23 protein-coding genes are annotated in these 21,908 nt (G+C 61.7%); 12 read left to right on the forward strand and 11 right to left on the reverse strand.

What is annotated here, in order from left to right:
• Nucleotides 1–188 precede the first annotated feature (188 nt).
• A complete protein-coding gene (locus J2Z75_RS08410) occupies nt 189–425 on the forward strand; it encodes an Lrp/AsnC ligand binding domain-containing protein (protein ID WP_037104964.1) in 237 nt (78 codons plus the stop codon).
• A 289-nt stretch (nt 426–714) separates the two neighbouring features.
• On the opposite strand, the gene J2Z75_RS08415 is transcribed toward J2Z75_RS08410, so the two are convergent.
• The 4 genes from J2Z75_RS08415 to J2Z75_RS08430 all read right to left on the reverse strand — a co-directional run bounded on the left by J2Z75_RS08415 (nt 715) and on the right by J2Z75_RS08430 (nt 5,352).
• Nucleotides 715–966: a PilZ domain-containing protein gene (locus J2Z75_RS08415; RefSeq protein ID WP_209850375.1), complete on the reverse strand. Its 252-nt coding sequence runs from the start codon at nt 964–966 to the stop codon at nt 715–717.
• A gap of 289 nt (nt 967–1,255) precedes the next feature.
• Complete coding sequence (pdeM, locus tag J2Z75_RS08420; RefSeq protein ID WP_209850378.1) at nt 1,256–1,981, reverse strand: ligase-associated DNA damage response endonuclease PdeM; 726 nt, start codon at nt 1,979–1,981, stop codon at nt 1,256–1,258.
• Nucleotides 1,982–2,004: 23 nt separating this feature from the next.
• Nucleotides 2,005–4,530, reverse strand: coding sequence for a ligase-associated DNA damage response DEXH box helicase (locus J2Z75_RS08425; protein WP_209850381.1), 2,526 nt, complete (start codon nt 4,528–4,530; stop codon nt 2,005–2,007).
• 180 nt (nt 4,531–4,710) lie between these two features.
• On the reverse strand, nt 4,711–5,352 hold the full coding sequence (locus J2Z75_RS08430) for a YitT family protein (protein WP_209850694.1): 642 nt from the start codon (nt 5,350–5,352) through the stop codon (nt 4,711–4,713).
• 139 nt (nt 5,353–5,491) lie between these two features.
• Between J2Z75_RS08430 and J2Z75_RS08435 the strand changes: the two genes are divergently transcribed.
• Both J2Z75_RS08435 and J2Z75_RS08440 read left to right on the forward strand, forming a co-directional pair.
• Nucleotides 5,492–5,992: an RrF2 family transcriptional regulator gene (locus tag J2Z75_RS08435; protein ID WP_209850384.1), complete on the forward strand. Its 501-nt coding sequence runs from the start codon at nt 5,492–5,494 to the stop codon at nt 5,990–5,992.
• A gap of 23 nt (nt 5,993–6,015) precedes the next feature.
• The gene (locus tag J2Z75_RS08440) at nt 6,016–6,477 is read left to right on the forward strand and encodes a carboxymuconolactone decarboxylase family protein (RefSeq protein WP_209850387.1); all 462 of its coding nucleotides are present in this window, start codon (nt 6,016–6,018) and stop codon (nt 6,475–6,477) included.
• Between the two features lie 127 nt (nt 6,478–6,604).
• Here the strand turns inward: J2Z75_RS08440 and J2Z75_RS08445 are convergent, their stop codons facing one another.
• Both J2Z75_RS08445 and J2Z75_RS08450 read right to left on the reverse strand, forming a co-directional pair.
• Entirely contained in the window at nt 6,605–7,237 is a 633-nt protein-coding gene (locus tag J2Z75_RS08445) for a YitT family protein (protein ID WP_209850390.1), read from the reverse strand.
• Nucleotides 7,238–7,433: 196 nt separating this feature from the next.
• Complete coding sequence (locus J2Z75_RS08450) at nt 7,434–8,372, reverse strand: tetratricopeptide repeat protein (protein ID WP_209850698.1); 939 nt, start codon at nt 8,370–8,372, stop codon at nt 7,434–7,436.
• A 170-nt stretch (nt 8,373–8,542) separates the two neighbouring features.
• Here J2Z75_RS08450 and J2Z75_RS08455 point away from each other — a divergent pair, with 170 nt between their 5' ends.
• From J2Z75_RS08455 to J2Z75_RS08465, 3 genes are read left to right on the forward strand one after another with little or no spacing between them, the layout of a single operon-like run.
• Nucleotides 8,543–8,809, forward strand: coding sequence for a DUF6460 domain-containing protein (locus J2Z75_RS08455; RefSeq protein ID WP_209850393.1), 267 nt, complete (start codon nt 8,543–8,545; stop codon nt 8,807–8,809).
• Between the two features lies 1 nt (nt 8,810).
• A complete protein-coding gene (locus J2Z75_RS08460; RefSeq protein WP_209850395.1) occupies nt 8,811–9,314 on the forward strand; it encodes a CAP domain-containing protein in 504 nt (167 codons plus the stop codon).
• Nucleotides 9,315–9,344: 30 nt separating this feature from the next.
• Nucleotides 9,345–10,712: an MATE family efflux transporter gene (locus J2Z75_RS08465; RefSeq protein ID WP_209850398.1), complete on the forward strand. Its 1,368-nt coding sequence runs from the start codon at nt 9,345–9,347 to the stop codon at nt 10,710–10,712.
• Here the strand turns inward: J2Z75_RS08465 and J2Z75_RS08470 are convergent.
• Complete coding sequence (locus tag J2Z75_RS08470; protein ID WP_209850401.1) at nt 10,688–11,776, reverse strand: quinone-dependent dihydroorotate dehydrogenase; 1,089 nt, start codon at nt 11,774–11,776, stop codon at nt 10,688–10,690. The two genes, J2Z75_RS08465 and J2Z75_RS08470, sit on opposite strands and share 25 nt — an antisense overlap.
• Nucleotides 11,773–12,120, reverse strand: a complete 348-nt coding sequence (locus J2Z75_RS08475; protein ID WP_209850404.1) for a DUF952 domain-containing protein — start codon at nt 12,118–12,120, stop codon at nt 11,773–11,775. Before J2Z75_RS08475 ends, J2Z75_RS08470 begins: the two co-directional genes overlap by 4 nt.
• Before the next feature lie 114 nt (nt 12,121–12,234).
• Here J2Z75_RS08475 and J2Z75_RS08480 point away from each other — a divergent pair, with 114 nt between their 5' ends.
• A complete protein-coding gene (locus J2Z75_RS08480) occupies nt 12,235–12,672 on the forward strand; it encodes a hypothetical protein (RefSeq protein WP_209850407.1) in 438 nt (145 codons plus the stop codon).
• A gap of 85 nt (nt 12,673–12,757) precedes the next feature.
• On the forward strand, nt 12,758–13,405 hold the full coding sequence (locus J2Z75_RS08485) for a response regulator transcription factor (protein ID WP_209850410.1): 648 nt from the start codon (nt 12,758–12,760) through the stop codon (nt 13,403–13,405).
• Nucleotides 13,406–13,411: 6 nt separating this feature from the next.
• On the opposite strand, the gene J2Z75_RS08490 is transcribed toward J2Z75_RS08485, so the two are convergent.
• The 3 genes from J2Z75_RS08490 to J2Z75_RS08500 are packed head-to-tail and all read right to left on the reverse strand — an operon-like array spanning nt 13,412 to nt 17,771.
• A complete protein-coding gene (locus tag J2Z75_RS08490) occupies nt 13,412–13,771 on the reverse strand; it encodes a helix-turn-helix domain-containing protein (protein WP_209850412.1) in 360 nt (119 codons plus the stop codon).
• A 19-nt stretch (nt 13,772–13,790) separates the two neighbouring features.
• Complete coding sequence (locus J2Z75_RS08495; RefSeq protein WP_209850415.1) at nt 13,791–14,219, reverse strand: type II toxin-antitoxin system RelE/ParE family toxin; 429 nt, start codon at nt 14,217–14,219, stop codon at nt 13,791–13,793.
• 51 nt (nt 14,220–14,270) lie between these two features.
• Nucleotides 14,271–17,771 carry a PAS domain-containing hybrid sensor histidine kinase/response regulator gene (locus J2Z75_RS08500; protein ID WP_209850418.1) on the reverse strand — a complete coding sequence of 1,167 codons (3,501 nt, stop codon included), beginning with the start codon at nt 17,769–17,771 and terminating at the stop codon, nt 14,271–14,273.
• A 241-nt stretch (nt 17,772–18,012) separates the two neighbouring features.
• Between J2Z75_RS08500 and mscL the strand changes: the two genes are divergently transcribed.
• The 4 genes from mscL to rfbF all read left to right on the forward strand — a co-directional run bounded on the left by mscL (nt 18,013) and on the right by rfbF (nt 21,904).
• Nucleotides 18,013–18,441, forward strand: a complete 429-nt coding sequence (gene mscL / locus J2Z75_RS08505; protein WP_209850421.1) for a large conductance mechanosensitive channel protein MscL — start codon at nt 18,013–18,015, stop codon at nt 18,439–18,441.
• Nucleotides 18,442–18,565: 124 nt separating this feature from the next.
• Nucleotides 18,566–19,732, forward strand: coding sequence for a pyridoxal phosphate-dependent aminotransferase (locus tag J2Z75_RS08510; RefSeq protein ID WP_209850424.1), 1,167 nt, complete (start codon nt 18,566–18,568; stop codon nt 19,730–19,732).
• Nucleotides 19,733–19,826: 94 nt separating this feature from the next.
• A complete protein-coding gene (gene galE, locus J2Z75_RS08515) occupies nt 19,827–20,819 on the forward strand; it encodes a UDP-glucose 4-epimerase GalE (RefSeq protein WP_209850428.1) in 993 nt (330 codons plus the stop codon).
• A 314-nt stretch (nt 20,820–21,133) separates the two neighbouring features.
• On the forward strand, nt 21,134–21,904 hold the full coding sequence (rfbF, locus tag J2Z75_RS08520; RefSeq protein ID WP_209850433.1) for a glucose-1-phosphate cytidylyltransferase: 771 nt from the start codon (nt 21,134–21,136) through the stop codon (nt 21,902–21,904).
• Nucleotides 21,905–21,908 lie beyond the last annotated feature (4 nt).

The following is a 21,908-nucleotide window of genomic DNA, read 5'->3' on the forward strand; positions in this document are numbered from 1 at the left end:
GCTGTGGGATGTGCCGAGGGTTCTCATCAAACGATCTCCTTCTTCAGTCGCTTGGCGGGTTTATAGGACGTGAAACACCGAATGTCCATTCCGCAACGGCGTCTCCATTGCCGCAGTTCAACTTGATCCGGCTTTGCCTCGCCGTCAAAACAGGCTATTTGCGTTCAAAAGATCAGGAGACCTCCGCCATGAAGCCGATTTTCGTCCAGCTGCAATGCGCCCCCGGCAAGACCTACGAGGTCGCCGACGTGATCTACAAGAAGGAGATCGTCTCGGAGATGTATTCGACCAGCGGCGACTATGATCTGCTGATCAAGGTCTATGTCGACGAAGAGCAGGACATCGGCAAGTTCATCAATGACAACATCGCCACGGTGCCGGGGATCAACCGGTCGCTGACGACGCTGACGTTCAACGCGTTTTAGCGGGGGTTGGGTGAGCGGCTAGAGCGCTTCATCTTCAAACGGAAGCATTCTGCCGGAAGGAATTTCGGCCAGAACCAAGGCGGTTGGCGAAGAGCGCAGCAGAAGCTGCGGTCGAGACGGCAGCCACCGGTAGTGGCCGAAATTCATCCGGCCCAAAGGGTTGGCTGAAACCGGTCGTCCGCAGCGTCGGCCGGCTTGTACGATGGGCCCGGCATCGCCCTGCGCCGACCTTCTCGCGGCCCGGCCGGTTTGAGCCAACAGAATCGCTTCCGTTTGAAGATGAAGCGCTCTAGATGGTTGCGTCGAAACTGACACCCATTTCATTGAGCTTCCTCCATCTGACGGTGCATCTGTAGCTCCTGTCGTCCGCGCACATCAAAACGAATTCAGCGGGGAGACCCAAGGCGTTCTCGACAAGAAGCTTGGCGCCGCTTGCTGAGAGGTTGCGGATCGTGCAGTCGATCGATGATGATCCGTGATTGAATACGATGCGTCCGCTCTTGAGAGCCCGTGTCCTCGGTGAATCGCGTTTCTCTGTCAAGTTCAGGATCTCCGATTTCCGTTACAGTTTTCGCTCGCGGCTATTCCGCTCGCAAAAGCTGCGCAAATCCCGCCGAAAACTGATGCTCTTCGAACAATCTAGCCACGACGAAATCGAGACTTGGTAAAACTCAGTAATGCGTTGTCCGCGACCTGCGCGGAATTGATGCTTGCTCCCGCTTCAGAACCATCGGCATCATAGGACAGATCGCCTGCAGACTGGTCATAAAGGATGCGGTTTTCATGTCGATCGTGCCTATGTCCAGGGTCTTGACGAAAAGAGCCCGCTGTCACCCCAGCAAATTGGCAAACCGTACCGAGTAGATCCGGTCCCGCCCCAGCATATGGGCGACAAGGCTCTGGTGGTCGAAGAGGCCGCGCATGGCCTGGTGGCGCAGGTCCAGCCCGCCGGTGGTGACGCCGAAGGCGGGCATGATCAGGCGCTTGCCGTCGGTGGCGAAGCAGGCGCGGCGCATGTATTTTTCACGGCGGCGGACGGTGGCTGACGGATGCAGGTGGCCGGCGATCTCGCCGGCTGAGGCATTCAGCGACGGTTCGTGGCGGAAGATCAGGCTGGCATGATGGAGCTCGTCGGCGCAGGAGCCGGGCAGGGCGACAGTGCCGTCGGGATCGTGGTTTCCGTTGATCCAGACCCATTCGCGGCCGCGCGCCATGGTCTCGATCATGCCGCGAAAAAGCTCCGGCATCAGGGCCGAGCCAACTCGGTCGTGGAAATTATCGCCGAGGCTGATGACGGTCTTCGGATTGTGGCGGGAGATCACCGCATCGAGAATGCGCAGGGTCGCGAGCGTATCGTAGGGTGGCAGCATCATGCCGCGGCGGGCAAAAGCCGAGCCTTTTTCCAGATGCAGGTCGGAGACGACGAGAATATCGAGATCGGGCAGATAGAGGCCGCCCAGCGGATCGCAGACGGCCGCCACGCCGTTGATGACGGTGCGGGCCGACAGCGCCGGATTGTCCGGCAGGGCAGAAATGGCATGGGCGATGCGGTGCATGGGGTTCCGGCTTGGTTTTAGCGTCAGTGTCGCACCACATCCTCGAACAGTTCGTCGGCGGCTTCGGCGAGCAGGAAATCCTGCGCTTCGCCGCCGACTGGGACCTTGCCGATTTCGAGCATGACCGGAACGGCCAGGGGCGAAATGCGGTCGAGCGGGCGGTGGGTGATGTGGCCCTTGATTCGCGTCAGCATATCGCCAAGCCGCTCGATTTCCAAAAGTCCGGTCGAGGCGTCGTTGCGCGTCGCCTCCAGCAGGATGTGATCGGGCTCATGGCTGCGCAGGACGTCATAGATGAGGTCGGCCGAGACGGTTACCTGCCGGCCGCTCTTTTCCTTGCCGGGATGGCGCTGGTCGATCAGGCCGGCGATGACGGCGCAGTTGCGGAAGGTGCGCTTCAACAGGAAGCTCTCGTTGAGCCAGGCCTCCAGATCGTCGCCGAGCATGTCCTCGTCAAAGAGATCGGCAAGGCGAGGGCTTCCGGCTTTGAAAGCCTCGCCCATGTCGTCCAGTCCCCAGACGGCGAGCGAATAATCCGTGGCAACGAAGCCGAGCGGCTTCAGCCCGGCGCGGTCGAGCCGCCGCGTCAACAGCATGCCGAGCGTCTGGTGGGCCAGCCGCCCCTCGAAGGCGTAGATCACCATGTAATGGCGGCTGCCGCGCGGGAAGGTCTCGATCAGCAGCTCGTCCTCCTTCGGCAGCATCGAGATGTCCTTCTGCAGGGAGAGCCAGTCGCGCACCTGCTCGGGCAGGGTCGCATGGCGGCTGGGATCGGCGAGCATCTTGCGGACTTGGCTGGCAAGATAGGTCGACAGCGGAAACTTGCCGCCATTATAGGATGGAACCTTCGGATCGAGCTTGTAGCCCTGGCTCACCAGACACTCGCTTTCCCGGATGCCTTCGAAGCGCAGCACCTTGCCGGAAAACAGGAACGTGTCGCCCGGCGACAGCATCTCGATGAAATACTCCTCGACCTTGCCGAGCGGCATTCCACCGCGCCCCAGGGCGCCGCGGGCATTGTGCTTGACCATCCGCACGTTGAGCATCGGCGATTCGATGATCGTGCCGACATTGAGGCGGTACTGCTGGGCGACCATCGGATTGGACACGCGCCAAAAGCCTTCGGGTGTCTTGCGGATCTTGGCGTAACGCTCATAGCTTCTGAGCGCATAGCCGCCGGTGGCGACGAAATCGACGATGCGCTCGAAGGTCTCCCATGTGAGATAGGAATAAGGCGCAGCACTGGTGATCTCGGCATAAAGCGCCAGCGGATCGAAAGGGGCGGCGCAGGCCATGCCGAGCACATGCTGGGCCAGCACGTCGAGCGCACCCTTGCCGACAGGCGGCGTGTCCTGCGCGCCGATATAGTTGGCGTCGAGGGCCGCCTGGCATTCCATCACCTCGAAACGGTTGGCGGGCACCAGGATGGCGCGGCTGGGCTCGTCCATGCGGTGGTTGGCGCGGCCGATGCGCTGGGCAAGGCGCGACGCGCCCTTCGGCGCACCGACATGGATGACCATATCGACATCGCCCCAATCGATGCCGAGATCCAGAGTGGACGTGGCGACGACGGCGCGCAACCTGTTCTCGGACATCGCTGCCTCGACCTTGCGCCGCTGGCCGACATCGAGCGAGCCGTGATGCAGCGCGATGGCCAGATTGTCGTCATTGATGGTCCAGAGCTCCTGGAAGACGCGCTCGGCCTGGCTGCGGGTGTTGACGAACAGCAGCGTGGTCTTCTGCCCGCCGATCGCCTTGTAGATGTCGCTGATGGCATAAGCCGCCGAATGGCCGGCCCAGGGCACGCGCTCCTCGGTGGAGAGAATCGAGATCTCCGGCCGCGCGCCGCCCGTCACCGTGATCAGCCCGGCGTGATTGTTTTCGCCGGGTCTTTGCGGCGCCAGCCAGCGCTGCAGGTCCATCGGATCGGCGACGGTGGCCGACAGGCCGATGGCCTGCATCTTGGGCGCCAGTCGCCGCAGGCGGGCAAGGCCGAGCGACAGCAGATGGCCGCGCTTGGAGGTGACCAGCGAGTGCAACTCGTCGAGCACAACATATTTCAGGTCCCTGAAGAAACGCTCGGCCTCGCCATTGGCCAGCAGCAGCGCCACCTGTTCCGGCGTCGTCAAAAGAATATCCGGCGGGTTGAGCTTCTGGCGCTGGCGCTTGGACGCCGGCGTGTCGCCGGTGCGGTTCTCGATGCGCACCGGCAGCCCCATGTCGCCGACCGGCTTCATCAGGTTGCGCTCGATGTCGACGGCCAGCGCCTTCAAGGGCGAGATGTAGAGCGTGTGGATGCCGGTAAAGGCTGAGCCCGGCGGGACTTTGCCGCGCTGCGTCAGCGAGACCAGCGAAGGAAGAAATCCCGCGAGCGTCTTTCCGGCCCCGGTCGGCGCGATCAGCAGCATGCTTTCGCCGCCCTCAACGCGGGAAAGCAGCTCCAGCTGATGCGCACGCGGCTGCCAGCCCTTGTCCGCAAACCAGCGCAGGAAGGGCGGGGGCAGGAGCAGTGGGGGCTCTGCGCGTGTGGCGGAATCGATCTGGTTCACGCGGGTGAATGTAGCGCAGATGCGGGGGATTTGAAGCCGGGGAGTATAGGACTGACATGCCCTTTTCCGCGCGCTCCGATAGTGGACCTTTGAGCGAGATTTACGGGTAAAATTCCACTTTGACCCGATCGTCGTATTTCGATGCGACCGAAAGAGGAAGTGTTCGGAACCGCGCGCCCCTCACATCGCGATATACCGGTCCTTCCTATGGTTCACCGCCAGCGTCACGTTCATCACCACCGCGCCGACGATCGAGCAGGCGATGATGAAGGGGCTGGCGAGGAAAAAGGAGCAGGCGACGATGGCGCCGTCGAAGCCGAGCTGGACGAGGCCGGCGCGCCAGCCGAAACGATCCTGGATGTAGAGCGCCAGAATGCCGATGCCGCCAAGGCTGGCGCGGTGGCGAAAGAGCGCGAGCAGTCCGGCGCCGATGACCAGCCCGCCGAATAGTGCGCCGACAAGCGGATCGACATGGGTGAGACCGAGCGCGCGCGGCAAGAGTTCGGACATCGCCGAGGTGAGGGCGACGGCGGCAAATGTCTTCAGCGTGAAGGCAAGGCCCATGCGGCGGAAGGCGAGATAATAGAAGGGCAGGTTCACGGCGAAGAAGCACAGGCCGAAGCTGAAACCTGTCGCGTAGTGGACGAGAAAGGCGATGCCGGGCGTGCCGCCCGTCAACAGTCCGGCGCTGGACAGAAGCGTGATGCCGAGCACGGCGAGCATGCTGCCGGAGATGACGCCCTGCGCGTCATCGACAAGCGAATGGCGTTCCGCGCTCGAATTCATCAGCGCCGCGAAGGCGGATTTTGCCGGTGTTGCCATCATTGTCGTCGTTTCCCGTAGCCCCGTATCCGATCGTTCTATCGCCTCGCTTTCGGAACGCAAGCGCTGCCCTGGATTTTGCCGCTTGACGGCGGAAATAATCGTGGATATGAATTATCCACGATAGAGGGAGATGCAGATGAAACTGGGCGAGGGTGTCGAGCAGGCCATTCATGGCGTTGCAATGTTGTCCGGCCTTTCCGAGGGCGGCGTGCTTTCGGCGGCCGCGATTGCCGAGTTCCATGGTGTGTCGACCAGCTATCTTTTGAAACACCTGCAATCGCTTTCCGGCGCCGGCATTCTCGATACCGTGCCAGGCCCGAAGGGCGGCTACCGGTTGGCACGCCCCGCAGACAAGATCACGCTGCTGGATATCGTGCTTGCCGTCGAAGGCCCGGCGCCGGCGTTCCGCTGCAACGAAATCCGCCAGCGCGGACCGAACCCGGTGCCCGACCGCTATTTTTCCAGGCCCTGCAATATCTCGGCCACCATGCTGCGGGCCGAGCGCGTCTACCGGGCGGAACTGGCCAAGACCACCATTGCCGATCTCGGCGAGCAACTGGCCGAAATCGACGACGGACCGATCGCGGCCAGAGGCTGCGCCTTCCTGGAAATCCACGAACGCAAGACGGCTCGCTGAGCCACCAACAAAGGAGAAGACCCATGCACCCGCGTCTCGATATGACCAAAGCATCGCCGGAAGCCTTCAAGGCCGTGTTGGCGCTCGAAAATTACGTGCAGAATTCCGGCCTGGAGCGCCGCTTCATTCACCTGATCAAGCTGCGCGCCTCGCAGATCAACGGCTGCGCTTTCTGTGTCGACATGCACGTGAAGGAATCGCGCCATGACGGCTTAAGCGAACAGTGGATCAACCTGATGTGCGTCTGGCGGGAATCGCCGGTTTACGACGTCCGCGAACGGGCGTTGCTCGGCTGGGTCGATGCGGTCACCAATATCGCCCAAACCGGCGCTCCGGATGACGCCTATCAAACGTTGCAGGCGCATTTCTCCAGCGAGGAGATTGCCAAGATCACCGTGGCGATCGGCGCCATCAACGTCTGGAACCGGCTAGCCGTCAGCTTCCGGTCGCAGCATCCGGTGGACAAGGTGGCAAAGGCCGCCTGAGTGGAAGATTGCCCCTCACCCTAGCCCTCTCCCGCAGGCGGGGAGAGGGGATTACGGAGTTTGCCGCTTGTCCTTCTCCCCGTGAACGGGGAGAAGGTGCACGATAGGGCGAATGAGGGGCTGCACTTTAAAGCGCGATATAGCGGTCGGCGCGGTGATTGATGGTCAGAAACAGATTGAGCACGACCGCGCCGAGCACGGAATAGAACACCACCGCAGGCGTGGTGACGAAGAAGGCGGCTGCCAGCACGCACATGTCGATGGCAAGCTGGACAAGCCCGGCGCGGATGCCGAAACGCTCCTGCATATAGATCCCCAGGATGCCGACGCCGCCGAGGCTGGCACGATGGCGATACAGCGCCAGAAGACCGAAGCCCAGCAGCAGGCCGCCGAGAAGCGCCGCCCAGGCCGGATGGATGCTGGCTATCTGGAACACGTGTCCCTGGACGTTGGTCAGAAGCGAGGTGATGGCAATCGCGATGAAGGTCTTGATGGTGAAGGCCATGCCGAGCTGCTTCCACGACAGGTAGAAGAACGGCAGGTTGAGCAGGAAGAAGGCGAGACCGAAATTGATCCCCATCGCATAGTGCAGCAGGAAGGCGACGCCGGCGGTGCTGCCCGTCAACAGGCCTGCGCTGGCCAGCACATAGAGGCCGAGAGCTGCCACCAGGCTGCCGGAAAAAATACCCTGCACGTCCTCGACAGGGGTATGGCGTGTCGCACTGGTCTTCCAGAAGCCAAGGGCATTGATGATGCTCATGTCGCGATCTCCAAAGGCCGCAAAGGGTGGGCGCCCGGGCGGCAATGACGGGAATGAATAAAGTACGATCACGCCAGCGGTCTTTTCGACGGCGGCGCTTGTGTGCAATGCAGCAATTATCGGGAATCCTGCGGCGTTGATCAAGCAGAATATGTAAGCAATGCTGACCTATTTACACTTCGCAAGAAAAATGCGCTCAGGCCGATTTCCGCGCAAGGAAAAGAATGCCGGAGACGGGGTTTCCGCCATCATTGCGAATGACGGTCTCGCGGATTGCCAGCACCGTCAGGCCGTGGACCCCGCAGCAGCGCAGGACATAGTCGCGCGAATGGGCATAGCGCAGCGATTGGCGCAGCACCACATCACCGTCATTGCCGGCGTCCTCGACCGAAAAGGCGAACAGACCTGCTTCCGCGAGCAGCTCGCCGGCGAGAATGAAGGCGCTGTCGAGATTACCGAGATAGAGAAAAACGTCGGCGGCGCTGACCAGGCTGGCGCGATGGCGCTTGTGATTGGCAAACAGTCCCGATGTCTCTGGCGGCAGGGAAAGGTCGGCCTGCGCAAGATGGTCGTAGACGCCCTTGTCCGCGGCTTTGGCCAGCATGTTGGCCGAGAGATCGTAGCCTTCGAGATAGTCGGTTCGGGCGCGGATGCGTTCGCCGAACAGGCCTGTACCGCAGCCGAGATCGGTGACATAGGCCAGATGAGCCTCGCCGACATGCTCCCAGATCAGCGCGCTCAGCGTTTCCGGAACGCTGTAGCCGAGCTTGACGACCAGCGAGGTATCGAAACGGTGGGCATAGTCATCGAACAGCCGCTCGACATGCAGGCTCGGCGACGGGCTGCCGGCTTCGGCGCCGTTGAGAAAAGCAAGCTTCAGGGTGGCGCCGAAAATATCGTCGGGATTGAGCTCGAGAACTTTGCGCAGTGCATCGACCGCCGCCTCTTTGCGGCCGGATTTTTCCTCATAGTCTGCAAGACAGAACCAGCCGGCCGCCCAGCCGGGAACAAGCTCCAGCGCCTGTGTCATCAGGTCGGCCGCATCCGCATGCTCGCCCTCGGCGGCCAGCATGAGCGCGTATTCGGTGCGGCGATCGGCGAGAAGGTTGCCGGAGGAGAGCTGGTTGATGGTGATGTGCCTTGATCTTGCGCCGCAGCCCTAGGTTTGCGGCCGTAACGCCTTGTTGCGCGCAACGGGCAAAATGGCAAGCGGCGATTTGACGGCAGGGATCTCCTTGCATCTTCACCGCTTGCAGCAGACGCCGCGGCAGCTTATGTCAGGCGAAACAGGAGAAGAATGACGCCATGGCCGATGGAGTGAACAGGTTTCTGGGCGATTCGCCCCTTCGTGTGCTGGTCAAGCTGCTGGTGGTCTCGGTCATCGTCGGTTTCGTCATGGCCGTCTTCGGCTGGACGCCCTACGGCATTCTCTACACCGTCAGGGATTTCGTTCTCGATCTCTGGCATTCCGGCTTCGCGGCGCTCGGCCGTGTCGGCGACTATCTGCTGCTCGGCGCGGCGGTCGTGATCCCGGTCTTCATTATCTTGCGTATCCTCAGCTACCGGCGCTAACATGCACGACAACGACTTTCCTGCCTCCCGCCGCAATTTCCTGCGGGCGGGAGCCGTCCTTTCGCTCGGTGCGCTCGCCAGCTGCGGCACGCCGAAGGTCGTCCCCAGCGGCAATGGCAGCGACCAGACGGATGCGACGCTCGGCTATATCAACGATCTGAGAAAGCAAAAGGGGCTGAAGCCGCTGGTGCGCGATCCGGCTGCGGCGCAGGCTGCCCTGTCGCAGGCCGGCCGCATGGCCAAGGCCGGCAAGATGTCGCACCTGATCGGCATGGGCGACAGCTTCCTGGAACGCATGAAGGGCGGCGGCGTTGCCCTGCCGGCGGCGGAAAACATCGCCATGGGACAGGATAGCGCCGAAAAGGCCTATGCCGCCTGGTTCCATTCGCCCAAGCATCTGGAGAACATGCTGGGGCCGAATTATAGCGGGCTCGGCGTGGCCGTGATGCGGAATCCGGCTTCCGGAAACCGGCCCTATTGGGCCATGGTGCTGTCGACCGGCTAAGCTGATTCCTGCCGGTCTGAAGGACAGGGCATGACCGCAGCGCAAACTTCCGACATAGCCGACAATGCCCACGAGGCAGGCCCGTTTCTCGTCACCAATCGGCTGATCCTGTCGATCGCCGTGCCGATGACGCTGGGGTTCCTCACGACACCGCTTCTCGGCCTCGTCGATACCGCCGTCATCGGCCATTTCGGCCAGGCGACGCTTTTGGCCGGGCTTGCCGTCGGCGCCATCCTGTTCGACCTGATCTTCACCACGTTCAATTTTCTGCGCTCGGCCACCACCGGCCTGGTGGCGCAGGCTTTTGGCCGGGGCGACAGGACGGAGGAGCAGGCCGTCTTCTGGCGATCGCTGTGTATAGCGCTGGTCAGCGGCGCGGCTGCTGTCGCCCTGTCGCCGCTGCTTCTGTCCGCCGGTCTCTGGCTGCTGGCGCCGGGGCCGGAAATCGAAAGCGTGACGCGCACCTATTTCGAATATCGCATCCTCGCTGCTCCGGCGTCGCTCGCCAATTATGCCATCCTCGGCTTCGTGCTTGGGCGCGGGCAGGGCACGACGGGGCTGCTGTTGCAGACACTGATCAACGGCATCAACATCGTGCTTTGCATCTTCCTGGGCCTTCATCTCGGCTGGGGCGTCATGGGCGTGGCATTGGCAACGGTGACCGGCGAAGTCGTCGGCGCAATCGTCGGATTTGCGATCGTCTATGCCCGGTTCGACCGGACCGTTGCACCAGGCTGGGCGACGATCTTCTCCGCCGAACGGCTGAAGCCGCTGTTCGGGCTTAACCGCGACATCATGATCCGTTCCTTCGTGCTTCTTGCCGCCTTCACGCTGATGACCCGGATCGGCTCTTCCTTCGGTCCGGTGACGCTTGCCGCCAATGCCGTGCTGATGACCATCTTCCTGGTGGCGGGATACTATCTCGACGGCCTGGCCAATGCCGCCGAGCAGCTGACCGGCCGGGCGATCGGCGCACGTTTTCGTCCGGCCTTCGACCGGGCGTTGAAGATGACGGCGATCTGGTCGTTCGCGCTGGCCGGGTTCACCACCGTCGCCTTCCTCATCTTCGGCGAACGGCTGATCGATTTGCTGACGACGGCGGCCGACGTTCGCACCGAGGCCTATGTCTACATGCCGTGGGCGGCGATCACGGCGCTGACCGGTGCGCTGGCTTTCCTGATGGACGGCGTGTTCATCGGCGCTACCTGGTCGCGCGACATGCGCAACATGATGCTGCTTGCCTTCGCGGGTTATGTCGCAGCACTCTGTCTTCTCGTGCCTGCCTTCGGCAATCACGGCCTGTGGGGCGCGCTCAACCTGTTCCTGCTGTTTCGCGGCGTTTTCCTGATGGTGCTGGTGCCGCGCCGCTCGGGTCAGACGTTCTTATCGGCCCAGTAGCTGGTCCGGCTGCCGCGAATATCGCTGATTGAGCCCAGCTTCTCGCGGTCGCAGAGTTGTGACAGGCCGCGCACGATCCTGCCCGGCAGCGATGGGCCTTCATAGACCATGCAGGAATAGAGCTGGACGAGATTGGCCCCGGCGCGGATTTTCTCTGCGGCCGTTTCTGCGGACGAAACGCCGCCGACGCCGAAGATCGGCAGGTCGGGGCCGATGCGCCGGCGCATCTTGGCAAGCACGACGGTGGATTTTTCAAACAGCGGCTTGCCGGAAAGGCCGCCGCTTTCCTTGGCCTGTCGCTGATCCTTCAAACCTTCGCGCGACAGTGTCGTGTTGGAGACGATCAGGCCGTCGAGCTGATGCGCCAGCGCAACAGCGGCGATATCGTCCATGCCTTCTTCGGTGAGGTCCGGCGCGATCTTCAAAAACACCGGCACACGGACGCCCGCCTTGGCGGCTTCGTCGTCGCGGGCGGCAAGAACGGCCAGGAGCAGCGCCGACAGGCTTTCGCGCGCCTGCAGGTCGCGCAGGCCGGGTGTGTTGGGCGACGAGATATTGGCGGTGAAATAGCGGGCGACGCCGTAGAACGTGCGGATGCCGGTGACGTAATCGGCGACGCGGTCGATGCTGTCCTTGTTGGCGCCGATATTGACGCCGATCATCGCCTTGCGGTCGCAGGCGCGAAGGCGCGTTAGCGCTGCCTGATGACCTTCATTGTTGAAGCCGAGACGGTTGATGACGGCTTCATCCTCGACCAGCCGGAAGATGCGCGGCTTGTCGTTGCCGGCCTGTGGCTTGGGTGTGACGGTGCCGATCTCGGTGAAGCCGAAGCCGAGCCGGAGCAGCGCTTCCGGCACTTCGGCGTTCTTGTCGTAACCGGCCGCAAGACCGAGCGGATTGGCGAAGGTGAGGCCGGCGACGGTCTGCGCCAGGCGAGGGTCTGCGGGTGCCGCACAGGCCGGAACCAGTCCGGTCTTCAACCCCTTGATGGAAAGTCCGTGGGCTGCCTCCGGATCGAGCAGGAAGAGGCCACGGCGGGCGAGCGACTGGAAGACATCGATCATCGGTCAAGCTCCGGAAAGACATGGGCGCCATCGGCGCCGAGCGGTAGCGGTTTCTCCCAGGCAACGGCCTCGAAAGGCAGCGGGCCGTAGAGATGCGGAAACAGCGCGCCACCACGCGAGGGCTCAAAGACCAGCTTGTCGCCGAGCCTTTCACCATCGACGGCGATCAGCAGCAGGCCGTCCTGGCCGGCAAAATACCGTGCGGCGGTCTCTCTTGCCTGGTCGGCCGTCGATAAATGGATGAAGCCGTCCGACAGGTCGATCGAGGCGCCCTTGAAATCTCCGCCCTTGCGCGCATCTTGCCATAGAACTGCCGGAACGATTTTGTAGATGATGCTGCTCATGCCGTCGTTTCCTGGACCTTGGACGATATCCTTTGCGGGATTGCCGCAATCTTCTGCGAATGTCCACCGGCAAGCGGGTTCGATCCCGGATTTTTGGCGATCAAGGAGAGTGCGATGAACAGGATGATGATGCCGGTCTTGGTTCTTGGCGGGACCTTCGCGGCTTTTACGGCCTTTGCCCAGGAGCCGGCGCCAGGGCGCTATGCCATGCAGAAGACCGACAGTGGCATCGCGCGGCTGGATACGCAGACCGGCGAGGTTTCGCTCTGCCAGGAAAAGGACGGCGACATCGTCTGCCGGATGGCGGCCGACGAGCGCACCGCCTTCGAGCTGGAACTCGATCTCCTGACGAAACGTGTCGAAACCCTGGAAAAATCTGTCGGAGATGGCCAGACGAGCCTGAAACCGCGGCTTCCGACGAAGGAAGAGATTGACCAGACGATGAGCGTCATGGAAAGAATGATGCGCAGTTTCATGGGAATTGTGAAGGATCTGGAAAGCGAGGAAAAACCGCCGTCGAACAAGACGGAGGACGTCCCTCAGAAAACCTGACCGGATCCGGACGACGCATAGCGGCGAATTGGAGGATTTGCGCGTTGTGCGAGGCCGTTGGGCCAAGCTCTTGGGAGGGAGCGTCATGACATCAGGATTGACCATCATCATCGCCGACGATCATCCGCTGTTTCGCGGCGCCATGCGCCAGGCGCTGGCGAGCATGGCCGGCAACCCGACCATCATCGAGGCCGGCGATTTCACCTCGGCGCGGCAGGCAGCGATCGACAATGTCTCGGCCGACCTGATGCTGCTTGATCTGACCATGCCGGGCGTTAGCGGCCTTTCCGGCCTGATTGCGCTTCGCGCCGAATTCCAGAGCCTGCCGGTGATGATCGTCTCGGCGCATGACGATCCGGCGACGATCCAGCGGGCGCTGGAGCTGGGCGCCTCCGGCTTTCTTTCGAAATCCGCGGGCATCGACGAAATCCGTCAGGGTATCGATACCGTCATGGCCGGCGACATCTTCACGCCGCCCGGATTTCATGCCGGCATGGAACATGAACCGGAAATGGCGGCGCTGCTGCATCGGCTGCAGACGCTCACCCCCCAGCAGTCGCGCGTGCTCGGCATGCTCGCCGAAGGCCTGCTCAACAAGCAGATCGCCTACGAACTCGGCGTCTCCGAGGCGACCATCAAGGCGCACGTGTCGGCCATCCTGCTGAAGCTCAATGTCGATAGCCGCACGCAGGCGGTGATCCAGCTGGGGAAGATCGCGGCTGTGGCGGCTTGATAGGGATCAACGTCCGGCGACGGAAACCAATTTCGCAGGAACGGTGTTGGTATTGATGTCACCCTGCTGCTGGCTCGATTGCTGAATGTCGATGACGATATCCTTGCCAAGCAGGGACAGTGTCCGCATCAGCCGCCAGACGGAATAATCGGCTACGTTGCCATTCGAAATTCTTGATATATCGGGCTGTTTCAGCCCTGTCAGCTCAGCTGCCGCTTTTTGGCTGAGCGCTTTGTCATCAATCGCCAGAGCGATTTCGTTCGAAAGCAGAAACTTGACCCGCATCTCTGCGGGATCGGCATATCCGCGATCCTTGAGGTAGTTCCCGCTTCCCAATTTTGCCGGTTCCAATGTTGCATCCTTCATTGTCTTGACCATGGTTCGCTTACGATAGCGCTCTTCGCTGCTGTCTCATTTCATAGCGCGTACGCAGCAATATCCGGTTTTCCGCGTAAAATTGATCTGCCTGCCGCTTTCGTTCCACCAGTCGCGCAACCTGCTCCGCTGGTATTTCGCCGTCCTTCTTCGATTTTTTCATACCTGCCTCAATGAGGATCACGGCCTCTTCGTAGTTTGCAAGGTAGTATGTTCTGTACGTATTGCTGTCGTGGGATACGCGGAGTTCTTCGATGCCGTTCAGATTTCCTGACAGAGCTCGATGGTGCTTTGCAGGTAAACGTTGAAGATTTTGGACAGCGGTCACACGCGCATCAAACGCTTCCACCACATCGCCCGGTTGAGACAAATAGTCGTCCTCGACGCGCTGTGACAGGAAGACGACTTCTTTGATATCGACAGCATCATCGGACGTCATTCAACAACTCGATTATAGTGTTTTTGCTATAAAAATAAAGAGTAATGTCAGCTACTCCGCCGCCGCCTTCATCGACACTGAAAGCTGCGTCAGCCAGGCCCGCATCGAGGCGGGGCGGACGGGTTTGTTCTGGAGAGCGATGCCATCACGTTCGGCAGCGGCGCGGACTTCGGGGGAGCGGTCGGCGGTGACGAGCAGCGACGGAATGTCGGCGCCGAAATGCAGGCGGATGGCCTGGATCACGTCGATGCCGGTGCCGTTGTCCAGGTGATAATCGGCAATGATCGCGTCAGGGCGCAGGTCACGGGCCGGGGGATCCTGTTGCCAGACGTCCAGGGACGGCGTGGTGGAAACCGTGCAGCCCCAGCCCTCCAGAAGCAGCTTCATGCCCTCAAGGATCAGCGGTTCGTTGTCGATGCAGAGTACGCGCAGGCCGTGCAGCGGTTCGGCGGTGCGGACGGGATCAGGGGGAGCGGTCTTGACGCTGGCGGCGGCCGTGCGGTCGATGGGCATGGTGACCCGAAAGCGTGTTCCCTTGCCGGGTTTGGATTGCAGATCGACGCTGTGGTTGAGGACGCGCGAGATGCGATCGACGATCGACAGGCCGAGGCCAAGGCCCGAAGCAGTCCTGGCGCCCTCGTCGAGGCGGGAGAATTCCTTGAAGACGGTGCGGAACTTGGATGCGGGAATGCCGATGCCGGAATCGAGTACCTGGATGACGGCATTGCCGCCTTCGCGCCGGACGCCAACCAGAACCTTGCCGGTCAGCGTGTATTTGATGGCGTTGGAGACAAGGTTCTGGATCAGGCGGCGGAGCAGGTTCGGGTCGGTGCGCACTGTCAGGGACGTTGGCATGACAGTGAGCTTCAGATTGGCGGCCCGGGCGACGGGGGCGAAGTCGGTTTCGATCCGCCGCAGCAGATCGTTGAGCGGCACCGATTGCAGGCGCGGCTTCATCGCGCCGGTATCAAGCCTGGAAATGTCGAGTACGGCGCCGAGGATGGTTTCCACCGATTCCAGCGAGGAATCGATGTTCTGCACCAGAACGCTGTTTTCCGATTCGCCGAGGCGCTCGACCAGCGACGAGGAGTAGAGGCGGGCGGCGTTGAGCGGCTGCAGGATGTCGTGACCGGCTGCGGCGAAGAACCGTGTCTTGCCGATGTTCGCCTCCTCGGCGGCGGCGCGGGCTTCGGCAACCTCCTTGTTGACGCGGGTGAGTTCGCCGGTGCGCTCGGCGACGCGCAGTTCCAGCGTTTCGTTGGCCTGTTTCAGCGCCATGTCGGCGGCGACGCGCTGGGTGATGTCGGTATAGGTGGTGACGATGCCCTTGTCCGGCATGGCATTGGTGCGCACTTCGATGATGCGCGCGCCACCGGAGAGTTCAAGCAGGAAAGGCTTGTCGAGCGTCAGGAAGTTGGCAATCAGCCGCTTGCCGTCTTCCTTGCGGATATCGCCGCGCCTGGTCAGCATGGAGACGATTTCGGCCAGCGGAAAACCGACTTGCCCGGCACTTTCCGGCAGGTCGAGCAATTGGCGGAAGCGGCGGTTCCAGATGATCAGGTTGTTGGAGCTGTCGAAGACGGCGATGCCCTGGTCCATCTGTGACAGCGCCGTCTGGAGCATGTCCTGATTGTATTGCAGCGCTTCCGATGCCTGGTCGAGCAGCCAGGCGGTGTCCGACGACGTATCGTCCAGCCGTTGCAGCACCAAAGACAGGACGAGCCGGGCGGAGGACGAGCCGATGGCGCTGCCGAGCAGTTGCTCCGAGAAATGGATGAGGGCCATGTCGGCCGGTTGATGATCTTCAAGCCAGCGGCCGGACTGGCGCTCATAGGTCTGGAACGAGCGCCGCATGCGTTCCTCGCCGAGGTAGCGGGCGATGGTGGTCTTCAGGTCCAGCACGGTGATCTTGGTTTTGCGGCCGCGGAACGCCTTTTCCGTGCGCGATTTGCGGCGGATGAAGACACCGGCCTGCAGCCGCTCCAGCGGCTTTGGCGCCCGGGTCAGCGAGCCGATGACATAGGCGAGCATGTTGACCAGCAGGCTGAGTGCCGATGCATTGACCAGCGGATCGGCGGCGGGGCCGGAGAAAATGCCGGTGAACGGGAAAAGGAAGCCCAGAACGGTGGTCGCGACATGCGAATTGTCCGGCCCGCCAAGGCTCGGCAGGAAGAGCAGATAGGCCCAGACGAGAAAGCCGAGCGTCATGCCGGCGATGGCGCCGCGCGCATTCGCCTGCCGCCAGACGAGGCCGCCGAAGAACGCCGGCGCCATCTGCGAGATGGCGGCAAAGGAAAGCAGTCCGAGGGAGGCAAGGCCGGCGCTCATGTCGGCGGAGCGATAGTAGCCATAACCGAGCAAGAGGACGACGAAGATCGCTGTGCGCCGGACATTGAGCAATGTGCCGGTGATGTCGTGCGAGCCGTTGCGTCCCGTCAGGTTGCGCCGGAGAAAGGTCGGCATGACGATGTCGTTGGAGATCATGATCGACAATGCGACGGAAGCGACGATGACCATGGCGGTTGCCGCGGAAAAACCGCCGATGAAGGTAATCAGTGTCAACACCGGCATGTCCGCTGCAAGAGGCAGCGTCAACAGATAGAGATCGGCCTCGCCGCTGCCGGCAAAGGTCAGCACCCCCGCGATCGCAACGGGCAGCACGAACAGGTTGATGGCGAGGAGATAGATCGGGAACAGGATGCCGGCGGTGCGCAGGTCTTTTTCCGTGCGGTTTTCGACGACGGTCACATGGAACTGCCGGGGCAGCATGATGATGGCGAAGGCGGAGAGAACGACAAGCAGGATCCAGCGCGGCAGAGGGGTCTGGTAGTTGAGCGCCGCCATCACCTGGTTGTTGGCGAGCGCCTTGGCCCACAGATCGCCCGGACCGTCGAACAGGAAGAAGACCACGTAGAGGCCGGCTGTCACCAGCGCCAGCAGCTTGACCACCGATTCCATCGCGATGGCGAGGATCAGCCCGTCCTGGTGTTCGGTCGCATCGGTATGGCGCGTGCCGAAGACGATGGCGAAGCAAGCGAGGAAAAGCGTGACGAGAAGCGGCAGGTCGATGAAATTCTGGCCGGTGCCGATGCCGTAGCCGCTGGTATCGACCATGACCGAGACCGAACTCGACACGGCTTTCAGCTGCAAGGCGATATAGGGGATGGCACCGATCAGCGAGATCAGCGCGACGATGGCGGCAACGGTCGGGTTCTTGCCATAGCGCGCCGCAACAAAATCGGCGACCGAGGTCAGTTTCTGGGACTTGGCAAGCGCGATGATGCGGCGGATCACCGGCAGGCCGACCGTGAACATCAGGATCGGGCCGATATAAATCCCGGTGAATTCCAGCCCGCGCTCGGCCGCAAGGCCGACCCCACCGAAATAGGTCCAGGAGGTGCAGTAGATCGCAAGGCTCAAGGCATAGACCAGCGGCCTGCCCTTTCCGGCAGGAGCAGTCTTCCGCGCCTTGCGATCGCCATAGCTTGCCACCGCGAACAGCAGCAACAGATAGGCGAACGCGGCCGCGAAAATGATCGAGCCCGAAAGCATGCTTCCTCCTTGTCCCTGGGATTGAGCATAGGACAAGACGGCCTTGAAGAAAATCGGGCGTGCCTAAGCCTTAAGTCAAAGACGGGACATCCGTTTTTCGAGCGAAATGAAATCGGCGTGTTCCGTTCCGTTTTTCAACGCCCGATTTACTTGATCACGATTTCGGTTAGCATCGGGCGGCCATCCGGCTGGACAAGGACAGGTCGTCCCGGCCGGTTCAACGGAACATGAGGAGAGAATAATGCTGAATGAGTTCAAGGCGTTTATCGCCAGGGGCAATGTCATGGACCTTGCGGTCGGTATCATCATCGGCGGTGCTTTCACGCTGATCGTCAACTCGCTGGTCAACGACATCATCATGCCGGTCGTCGGCGCCATCACTGGCGGACTTGATTTCTCCAACTTCTTCTTTCCGCTCTCCAGCACGGTGACTGCGACGTCGCTTGCCGCCGCCCGCGAGCAGGGCGCGGTCTTTGCCTATGGCAGCTTCCTGACCGTGGTGATCAACTTCCTCATTCTTGCCTGGATCATTTTCCTGCTGGTCAAGGCGGTCAACAAGATGCGTGTTTCGATGGAAAAGCAGAAGAACGAGGAGCCGGCAGCACCGCCGCCGGTGGATGTCCAGCTGCTGACGGAAATCCGCGACCTGCTGAAGACGCAGAGAACATAAGCGCCATTTCGCGGTCCTCTGCCGGATATCGAAACATCACAGAAATCGATAAATCCGTCAGCGAATATCGCGTGATCGTGATCTGAAAAACCGTTAGAAGCGGCGGGCCAACAGGAGCCCGCCGATGACTATTCTTTCCAGCCTCAGCCCCCGATCGCTTGCAGCACCGGAAAGCGGTATCGTCGAGCTGGTAAACTATGCGCGCGGCCGCGATGGGCTGATCCCGCTCTGGGTCGGCGAGGGAGACCTGCCGACACCGGATTTCATTTCTCAAGCCGCCCAGGAGTCGCTGAGGGCGGGCGAGACTTTCTACACCTGGCAGCGCGGCATCCCGCCGCTGCGCGAGGCGCTGTCGCGCTACTACCAGCGTCATTTCGCCAAGACGCTTTCACCCGACAATTTCTATGTGACCGGCTCCGGCATGCAGGCGATCAAGCTCGCCATCGAGGCGGTGACGTCTCCGGGTGACGAGATGGTGTTTCTGTCGCCGGCCTGGCCGAACTTTGCCGCAAGCGCCGAGCTTTCCGGGGTGCGTGCGGTCGCCGTGCCGCTAAATTTCGAAGACGGGAAATGGCAGATCGACATCGGCAGGCTCGAAGCCGCCATCACGCCGAAGACCCGCGCGCTGTTCGTCAACACGCCCTCCAATCCGACGGGCTGGACCGCATCGCACGAAGATCTGAAAGCCATCCTGGCGCTGGCGCGGAAACGCGGCCTCTGGATCATGGCCGACGAAATCTATGCGCTTTACTATTACAACGGCGTCCGCGCGCCCTCCTTCCTCGATGTCATGGAAGCCGACGAGCGTATCCTTTTCGTCAATTCCTTCTCGAAGAACTGGTCGATGACGGGCTGGCGGGCCGGCTGGATCGTGGCGCCGCCGGAAATCGGCCAGGTGCTTGAGAATCTGATCCAATACTCCACCTCCGGCGTGGCGCAGTTCATCCAGGCGGGCGCGGTGGCAGCGCTCGACCGGGGCGATGCGTTCGTCGCCGAAAACGTCGCCAAGGCGACCCGGTCGCGCGACCTGTTCTGCGATGCATTGATTGCCACCAATCGGGTGGAGACGCTCAAGCCGGACGGCGCGATCTATGCCTTCCTGAAGATCGACGGCGTCACCGATGCACGGCGCGCAGCGCTCGACATCGTCGACAAGACCGGTGTGGGGCTTGCGCCCGGAACAGCGTTCGGCGAAGGCGGATCGCTGTTCATGCGCGCCTGTTTCCTGCGCGACCCCAGGCAGATCGCGGCCGCCGCGGAACGGCTGGCGGGTTACATCGCCGCGCTCTGACCCAGAATTGACCGTTCGGCACTGCACAAAATCCTTGTGAATCTCGTCGTGAACGGGTCTTATCCCGCTCAACGCAACATAGCGGGAGTACGCAATGGCGGTTTTGGTAACGGGCGGCGGCGGTTATATCGGCAGCCATATGGTCTGGGCATTGCTCGACGCCGGTGAACAGGTTGTCGTCATCGATCGGCTGTCGACGGGCTTCCGCTGGGCGATCGCTCCCGAGGCGCGTTTCTACGAAGGCGATATCGCCGATACCGGGCTGATGCGGCAGATCTTTGCCGACAACACCATTGATTCCATCATCCACTTTGCCGGTTCGATCGTCGTGCCGGAATCGGTCGCCGATCCGCTCGGCTATTACGAAAACAACACGGTCAAGTCGCGCAGCCTGATTGCCAGCGCCGTCGAAGCGGGCATTCCGTATTTCGTGTTTTCCTCGACGGCCGCGGTGTACGGGACGCCGGAGGTGCTGGAGCCGGTGACGGAAAGCGTCAATCTCAAGCCCGAATCGCCTTACGGCTCATCGAAGCTGATGACCGAGATCATGCTGCGCGATACCGCCAATGCGCATGCCTTCACCTATACGGCACTGCGCTATTTCAACGTTGCCGGCGCCGATCCGAAGGGCCGCAGCGGCCAGTCCTCCGCATTGGCAACGCACCTGATCAAGGTCGCCTGCGCCACCGCGCTCGGCAAGCGTGCCTCGATGAGCGTCTTCGGTACCGACTACCCGACGCCGGACGGAACCTGCGTGCGCGATTATATCCATGTCTGGGATCTGGTGCAGGCGCATCTGAAGGCGCTGCAGCGTATGCGCGCCGGCGGCGGATCGTTGGCTGCCAATTGCGGTTACGGGCATGGGTTCTCGGTGCTCGAAGTGCTCGATGCCGTGCGCAAGGTGCATGGCGAGGACTTTGCCGTTACCTTCTCGGAACGCCGCGCAGGCGACCCCGCGATGATCGTCGCCAACCCGGCGCTCGCCAGACAGGAACTCGGATGGGTGCCGCAATATGACGATCTGAACGGCATCATCCGCAGCGCGCTCGATTGGGAACTGCATCTGATGCGGAAGAATTCCTTTTGATATTCGGGTTGTTTCGACGAAAAATCGAGCCGCAAAGCTGCGACCCGGCTTTTCGCCATGCGGCCTCTCCAGTTTGACGACAGTTTCAGGCTCTAGGGTGCCGGTCAGGATAGACTGACTGGACCCGGAGCATCATGGATTTTCCCCGCCTTAGAAACCGTATGACGGCAAAGCCCGCGGCTGTGCTGTCGAAGGCGGCGTGCCGTCCGGTGCCCGGTCAATCGCGGACCAATCCCATTCCGTTTTCCATCCGCCCGCTTTCCCCTTGCCAGGTGATCGCTCGCGATCACCTGTGCGCCTAGCCGGAGGATCGAATGAAAGCTGTTATTCTCGCCGGCGGCCTCGGTTCGCGCATCGCGGAAGAAACCCATCTGCGGCCGAAGCCGATGATCGAGATCGGCGGCCGGCCGATCCTCTGGCACATCATGAAGCTCTATTACGCCCATGGCGTGCGCGACTTCATCATCTGCTGTGGCTTCAAAGGCTACATGATCAAGGAATATTTCGCCAATTACGGCCTGCACATGTCGGACATCACCTTCGACCTGTCGCAGAACTCGATCGAATTCCATCGCCAAAGCGCTGAGAACTGGCGTGTGACGCTGATCGACACCGGTGAAAACTCGATGACCGGCGGCCGCCTGAAGCGGGTCGCCTCCTACCTGAAGGACGAGGAAGCCTTCTGTTTCACCTATGGCGACGGCGTCAGCAATGTCGATATCGGCGCCACCATTGCTTTCCACAAAAGCCATCGCAAGCAGGCCACGGTAACGGCCGTACGGCCGCCGGCGCGCTACGGTGCCCTGCAGCTGGATGGCAACGAGGTCCAGGGCTTCATCGAAAAGCCGGAAGGCGAGGGCGGCTTCATCAATGGCGGTTTCTTCGTGCTTTCGCCCCGCGTTATCGACCGGATCGAGGCGGACCATTCAAGTTGGGAAGGGGAGCCATTGATGGGGCTGGCCAGAGACGGCGAGTTGCAGGCGTATTTCCACGAGGGCTTCTGGCAGCCGATGGATACACTGCGCGACAAGAATCATCTTGAAAGCCTGTGGCAGAGCGGCTCCCCGCCGTGGAAGAGCTGGTGATGCC

This window comes from Rhizobium herbae (genome assembly GCF_017873135.1).
GTDB classification, from domain to species: Bacteria; Pseudomonadota; Alphaproteobacteria; order Rhizobiales; family Rhizobiaceae; genus Pararhizobium; species Pararhizobium herbae.